Source organism: Kitasatospora sp. NPDC059462, assembly GCF_042749955.1.
In the GTDB taxonomy this organism is placed as follows: Bacteria; Actinomycetota; Actinomycetes; order Streptomycetales; family Streptomycetaceae; genus Kitasatospora.
Genome location: NZ_JBHYUU010000009.1, coordinates 88,751 through 95,988, shown reverse-complemented (window position 1 = coordinate 95,988; position 7,238 = coordinate 88,751). Strand labels below are relative to the sequence as shown.

Annotated in this window: 1 protein-coding gene; it reads right to left on the bottom strand. The window is 76.4% G+C overall.

Translation table 11 applies throughout. From position 1 onward, the window contains the following. Positions 1-7,222, bottom strand: a 7,222-nt coding sequence (locus ACFXAM_RS04765) for an amino acid adenylation domain-containing protein (protein WP_380287554.1), incomplete at its 3' end; no start/stop codon positions are given. Positions 7,223-7,238: the final 16 nt, after the last annotated feature.

Sequence of the window (7,238 nt, the reverse complement as noted above, 5' to 3'; positions counted from 1 at the left end):
TCGGCACGTCGGTGCCCGCCCCGAGGCGGGTGAGCAGGGCGGCGAGCGCGGCCTGGAGGGTCATGAAGAGGGTGACCCGGTGCTCGCGGGAGAGCGCGACGAGTGCGCGGTGCAGCCCGGCGTCGATCGGCAGGGCGACGCGCTCGCCGCGGTGGTCGGCGCGGGCGCCGCGCGGACGGTCCGCGGGCAGCGCGATCTCCTCCGGAAGGTCGGCCAGGGTCTCGCGCCAGTAGGCGAGTTGGCGGGCGAGCAGGCTCTGCGGGTCGGCCTCGTCGCCGAGCAGCTCGCGCTGCCAGAGCGCGTAGTCGGCGTACTGGACGGCGAGCGGTTCGAAGAGCGGCCGCTCGCCGCCGAGGCGCAGGGTGTAGGCCTCGGCGAGGTCGCGCAGCAGCGGGCCCATCGACCAGCCGTCGCCGACGATGTGGTGCAGGGCGACCACCAGCACGTGCTCGTCCTCGGCGACCCGGAGCAGGGTGGCCCGCACGGGCGGCTCGGCGGCCAGGTCGAACGGGCGGCGGGCGGCGCGGTCCACCTCGGCGTCGACGGACTCTGGCGCGCAGTCGAGGAGTTCGACCGCAACGGCGGCGTCGGCGAGGATCCGCTGGTAGGGCTCGCCGTCGTGCTCGGCGATGACGGTGCGCAGGCTCTCGTGCCGGGCCGCCAGGTCGCCGAGCGCGGCGGTGAGCGCGGCGCGGTCGAGTTCGCCGGTGAGCCGCAGCGCGAGCGGCATGTTGTAGAGGGCGCCGGGGCCCTCCATCCGGTCGATCAGCCAGAGCCGCTGCTGGGCGAAGGAGAGCGGCAGCCGCTCGGGGCGCGCCGCGGCGGTGAGCGCGGGCCGGACCTCGGCGCCGTCCAGGCGCTCGGCCAGGCCCGCGACGGTCGGGGCCTCGAAGACGTCCCGGATGCCGAGTTCGGCGCCGAGCACCGAGCGGACCCGGCTGAGCAGCTTGGTGGCGAGCAGCGAGTGGCCGCCGAGGGCGAAGAAGTCGTCGTCGATCGAGACGGCGCCCTCCAGGCCGAGGACCTCGGCGAACAGGCCGCAGAGGATCTCCTCGCGGGCCGTGCGGGCGGCCCGGCCCCCCGCGCTCGCGGTGAAGTCGGGGGCGGGCAGGGCGGCCCGGTCGAGCTTGCCGTTGACGTTGAGCGGCAGCGCCTCCAGGGTGACGAAGGCCGCCGGGACCATGTAGTCGGGCAGCGCGGCGGCGGCGTGGGCGCGCAGCTCCGCCGGGTCGGCGCCGGTGGCCAGGTAGGCGACCAGCCGGGTGCCGGCGGTGCCGTCCCGGTGCGGCAGCACGGCGGCCTGCCGCACCTGCGGGTGGCCGGCCAGGACGGCCTCGATCTCGCCGAGTTCGATCCGGAAGCCGCGCACCTTGACCTGGTGGTCGGTGCGGCCGAGGAACTCCACCGAGCCGTCGGCGCGGCGCCGGGCGAGGTCGCCGGTGCGGTACATCCGGGCGCCCTCGTCGTACGGGTCGGCGACGAAGCGCTCGGCGGTCAGCGCCGGGCGGCCGAGGTAGCCGCGGGCCAGCCCCGCGCCGCTCAGGTAGAGCTCGCCGGGCACGCCGACGGGCACCGGGCGCAGCCGCGCGTCGAGCAGGTGGGCGCGCAGGTTGGACAGCGGACGCCCGATCACCGGGCGGGTGACGGTGGCGTCGAGGCGGTGGTGCAGGGCGTCGACGGTGCACTCGGTGGGCCCGTAGATGTTGAGCACGAGGGTGTCGGGGGCGGCGGACAGGGTGGTCCACAGCTGCTGGCCGCAGGCCTCGCCGCCGATCATCAGCACGGCGGGCGGGCAGGTGGTGAGCAGGCCCTCCTCGACCAGCCGTTCGGCCTGGCCGGGGGTGACGTCGAGGACGTCGGCGCCGGTGCGGTCGAGGTGGCGGACGATGGCGGCGGCGTCGCGGCGCAGGGTGTCGTCGAGCAGGTGCAGTTCCTGGCCGGCGGTCAGCCAGAGCATCCCTTCGAGGAAGGTGTCGAAGGAGGTCGAGGCCGTCGAGGCGAAGGTGAACCGCCGCCCCGGGTGGGCCTGCCGGGCGAGCGCGAGGGTCGTGTCGCGGTGGAAGGCGTACAGGTTGGCGACGCCGCCGTGGCGGACCACGACCCCCTTGGGGCGGCCGGTGGAGCCGGAGGTGTAGATGACGTAGGCGGCATGCTCGGGGCCGATCCGCACGGGCGGCTCGTCGGCGGGCCGCCCGGCCCAGGCCCCGGCGTCGGCGGGCAGCACGGTCAGGCCGTCCAGCACCTCGGGCAGCGGCCAGGCGGCGGTGCTCAGCGCGGCGGCCGGGCGGGCGTCGGCCAGCATGTGGGCGAGCCGGTCGCGCGGGTAGTCGGAGTCCAGCGGCAGGTAGGCGGCGCCGGCCTTGAGCACGGCCAGTTGGGCGACGATCGACTCGGCCGAGCGGGGCAGGGCGAGGGCGACCAGCGATTCGGGGCCGATGCCGGCGGCGATCAGGCCGTGGGCGAGCCGGTTGGCGCGGGCGTTCAGCTCGGCGTAGCTCAGCCGCAGCCCGCCGAAGACCAGGGCGGTGGCGTCCGGGGTGGCGGCGGCCTGGGCGGCGAAGGCGGCCGGCAGGAGCACCTCGCCGCCGGGGCGGGCGGTGTCGTGCCAGCGGGCGAGCTGCGCGTGCCCCTGCGTGCCGAGCACGTCCAGGTCGGCGAGCGGGCGGTGCGGCTGCTCGGCGGCCTGGGCGAGCAGGTGGACCAGCGCGGCGGCGAGCCGCTCGGCGGTGGCGCGGTCGAACAGGTCGACGGCGAACTCCAGGCCGCCGGACAGGCCCGCCGGGGCGCCGTCCGGGTGGTGGCGCTCGGCGAGGCTGAGGGTGAGGTCGAAGGCCGTGGTGGGCAGGCCCAGCGGCTCGTGGGCGGCGCGGGTGCCGGGGAAGACGGGGCCGGCGCCGGCGGTGTTGTCGAAGGCGATCATCACCTGGAACAGCGGGTGCCGGGCGAGGGTGCGGGCCGGGTTCAGCTCCTCGACCAGGCGCTCGAACGGCACGTCCTGGTGGGCGTAGGCGGCCAGGTCGGCCTCCCGGACGCGGGCCAGCAGCTCGGCGAAGGTGGGCGTGCCGCTCAGGTCGGTGCGCAGCACCAGGGTGTTGGCGAAGAAGCCGACCAGGTCGTCCAGGGCGGTATCCAGGCGCCCGGCCAGCGGGGTGCCGATCGGCAGGTCGTCGCCGGCGCCGAAGCGGTGCAGCAGGGCGGCCCAGGCGGCCTGGAGCACCATGAACAGGGTGACGCCGTGCTCGGCGGCCAGCGCGACGAGCCGGGTGTGCAGGGCGGCGTCGAGGTCCAGCTCGACGACGTCGCCGCGGTGGGTGGGCACGGGCGGGCGCGGGCGGTCCAGCGGCAGCGGCAGCTCGTCGGGCAGTCCGGCCAGGGCCTCGCGCCAGTGGGCGAGCTGGCCGCCGAGCAGCGAGCGCGGGTCGCCGTCCGCGCCGAGCAGCCGGTGCTGCCAGAGGGTGTAGTCGGCGTACTGGACGGGCAGCGGCCGCCAGGACGGTCCGGCGCCGGCGCGGCGGGCGGTGTAGGCCTCGGCGAGGTCGCGGAAGAGCGGGCGCAGCGACCAGCCGTCGCTGGCGATGTGGTGCATCACCAGGGTGAGGACGTGCTCCTCGGGGCCCTCGGGCCGCAGGTAGGCGTGCAGCGGCACGTCCGCCGCCAGGTCGAAGGTGTGGTGGACGAGGTCCTGCGCGGGGCGGTCGGTGACGGTGAGCAGCGGCGCGGGCGGTGCGGCCAGCACCCGCTGGTGGGGCACGCCGTCGAGCTCGGTGAAGACGGTGCGCAGGCTCTCGTGGCGGGCGGCGACGTCACCGAGGGCGGCCTCCAGGGCGGCGGTGTCCAGCGGGCCGGTCAGCCGCAGGGCGAGGGTGACGTTGTAGGTGGCGGCGGGGCCCTCGGCCTTGCCGAGGAACCAGAGGCGGCGCTGGGCGAAGGAGAGCGGCAGGTGCTCGGGGCGCGGCTCCGGGCGCAGGGCGGGGCGGGCCGGGGCGCCGGCGATCCGGGCGGCGAGGGCGGCGACGGTCGGGGCCTGGAAGAGGTCGCCGATGGCGAGTTCGAGGCCGAGCTCGGTGCGCACCCGCCCGACCAGGCGGGTGGCGAGCAGGGAGTGGCCGCCGAGGGCGAAGAAGTCGTCGTCGACGGTGATGCCGTCGAGGCCGAGGATCTCGCCGAACAGCGTGCACAGGGCCTGTTCGCGCTCGTCGCGCGGGGCGCGGCCGGCGGTGTCGGCGGTGAGGTCGGGGGCGGGCAGGGCGCGCCGGTCGACCTTGCCGTTGGCGTTCAGCGGCAGGGCGGGCAGCACCACCACGGCGGAGGGCACCATGTAGCCGGGCAGCGACTCGGCGGCGAACCGCTTGAGCTCGGCGGCGAGGTCGGCGGTGGTCCCGGTGCCGTCCGCCCCGGTGCTGTCCGCCCCGGTGCCGTTCGTCCCGGCGCCGTCGGCGGCGCCTCCGTCGGCGGCGCAGTAGCCGACCAGCCGGGTGTCGCCGGGGCGGTCCTCGCGGGGGACGACGATGACCTGGCGGACGGCGGGGTGGCGGGAGAGCGCGGCCTCGATCTCGCCGAGCTCGATCCGGAAGCCGCGCAGCTTGACCTGGCCGTCGATCCGGCCGAGGAACTCGATGGCTCCGTCGGAGCGGCGGCGCACCAGGTCGCCGGTGCGGTACATCCGGCCGCCCCGGTCGTAGGGGTCGGCGACGAAGCGTTCGGCGGTCAGCGCCGCCCGGCGCCAGTAGCCGCGGGCCAGGCCCGCCCCCGCGACGTACAGCTCGCCGGGCACCCCGGGCGGCACCGGGCGCAGCCGGGCGTCCAGGACGTGGGCGCGCATGTTGTCCAGCGGCAGGCCGATCGGCGCCCGGGCGCCGTCCAGGTCGGCGGGCCGCAGGTGGTGGTGGGTGGCGAAGGTGGTGGCCTCGGTGGGCCCGTAGACGTGGGCGAGCAGCAGGTCCGGGCAGTGGTCCAGGACGCGGCGCATCAGGGTGCCGGACGCGGCCTCGCCGCCGGTGCAGACGGTGCGCAGGGCGCGGAAGGTCTCCGGGGCCTGCTCGGCGACCAGGTCGAACAGGGCCTTGGTGAGGAAGACCGCCGTGACGCCGTGCCGGACGGCGAGGGCGTGCAGGGCGGCGGCGTCCAGGGTGCCGGGCGGGGCGACGACGACGGTGCCGCCGTGCAGCAGCGGCGCCCACAGCTCGTAGGTGGCGGCGTCGAAGGCGTGCGGGGAGTGCAGCAGAATCCGCTCGTGCCGCCCGTCGCGCCAGCGGCGGTCGTCGGCGAGGTCGACGACGTCGCGGTGGCGGACGGCGACGCCCTTGGGGGTGCCGGTGGAGCCGGAGGTGAACATCACGTAGGCCAGCCGGTCCGGGTGGACGGGCAGCGCGGGGTCGTGGCCGGGCCGGTGCGCCTCGTCGCCGGGGCGCACCACCGTGGCGGTGTGCGCGAAGCCGGGCTCGGCGCGGTCGGTGAGCAGGACCGGCGCGGCGGTGTCGGCGAGCAGCGCGGTCATCCGCTCGGGCGGCAGGCTCGCGTGCATCGGCACGTAGCAGCCGCCCGCCTTGAGCACGGCGAGGGTGGCGACCACGAGGTCCACCGAGCGTTCCATCAGCAGGGCGACCGGCGACTCCGGGCCGACGCCCGCGGCGAGCAGGTGGTGGGCGAGCCGGTTGGCGCGGGTGTTGAGCTCGGCGTAGCTGACGGTGCCGCCGTCGTGGGCGAGGGCGACGGCGTCCGGGGTGCGGGCCGCCCGGGCCTCGAACAGGGCGGGCAGCGAGCCGGTGCGCACGGGCGCGGCGGTGGCGTTCCAGTCCTCGGCGAGGCGGGTGCGCTCCTCGGGGGCGAGGATGTCCAGGCTGCCGATCGGTGCCTCCGGGTCGGCCACCGCGGCGGCGAGCAGCCGGCCGAAGCGCTCGAACAGGGCGGTGACGGTGGCGCGGTCCCACAGGTCGGCGGCGTACTCGGCGGAGCCCTCCAGGCCGGCCGGGGCGCCGTCCGGGCCGTGCCGCTCGGTGATGCCGATGTTGAGGTCGAACTTGGCGACCCGCAGGCCGAGCGGCTCGGGCGCCGACTCCAGCCCGGGCAGGCCGAGTTCGCCCTCCTCGTGGTTCTGGAGCACCAGCAGGGTCTGGAACAGCGGGTGGCGGCCGAGCGCGCGGGCCGGGTTGACCTCCTCGACCAGCCGCTCGAACGGCACGTCCTGGTGCACGAAGGCGTCCAGCTGCGCCTCCCGGACCCGGTCCAGGAGTTCGGCGAAGGACGGGTCTCCGGAGGTGTCGGTGCGCAGCACCAGGGTGTTGACGAAGAAGCCGACCAGGTCGCTCAGCGCCTCGTCGGAGCGGCCGGCCACACCGGTGCCGAGCGGGATGTCGGTCCCGGCGCCGAGCCGGGTGAACAGCGCGGCCAGGCCCGCCTGGAGCACGGCGAACAGGGTGGCGCGGTGGCCGCGGGCGAGGTCGGCCAGCGCGGCGTGCAGGGCGGGCGCGAGGGTGAACGGCACGGCGTCGGCGGCGCCGGTCGGCGCGGGCGGGCGGGGGCGGTCCGCCGGCAGTTCCAGCTCCTCCGGAAGACCGGCCAGCCTGTCGCGCCAGTACGTGAGCTGACGGCTCATCAGGCTGTACGGGTCGGACTCCTCGCCGAGCAGCTCGCGCTGCCACAGGGCGTAGTCGGCGTACTGCACCGGCAGCGGCTCCCACTGCGGCTCGCCGTCCGAGAGCCGGGCGGAGTAGGCGGCGGCGAGGTCGCGCAGCAGCGGACCGAGCGACCAGCCGTCACCGGCGATGTGGTGGAGCACCACCAGCAGCACGTGTTCGGGGGTGCGTCCGGGGGTGTCTTCGGGGGTGTCTTCGGGGGTGTCTTCGGGGGTGCTTCCTTCGGTCGGGGTGAGCGAGAAGACCGTGACCCGGATGGGGAGTTCGTTGCTCAGGTCGAAGGCGTGGGCGGCTTCCGCGTCCCGCAGGGCCGGGTAGCCGGCCGGTGCGCACTCCACCGTCGCGAAGGCGATCGACGCCTCCGCCGACGGCAGGATGTGCTGCACCGGCACGCCCTCCCCGTCCACCGGGAACACCGTGCGCAGGGCCTCGTGCCGGGCGACCACGTCCGCCGTCGCGGCACGCAGCGCGGCGGTGTCGAGCGGGCCGCGCAGGCGGACCGCGAACGGCAGGTTGTAGAGCGCGGTCGGCCCTTCGATCTGGTCGATCAGCCACAGACGCTGTTGTGCGTACGAAACCGGGATCACGGTGCTTCCTCTGCTC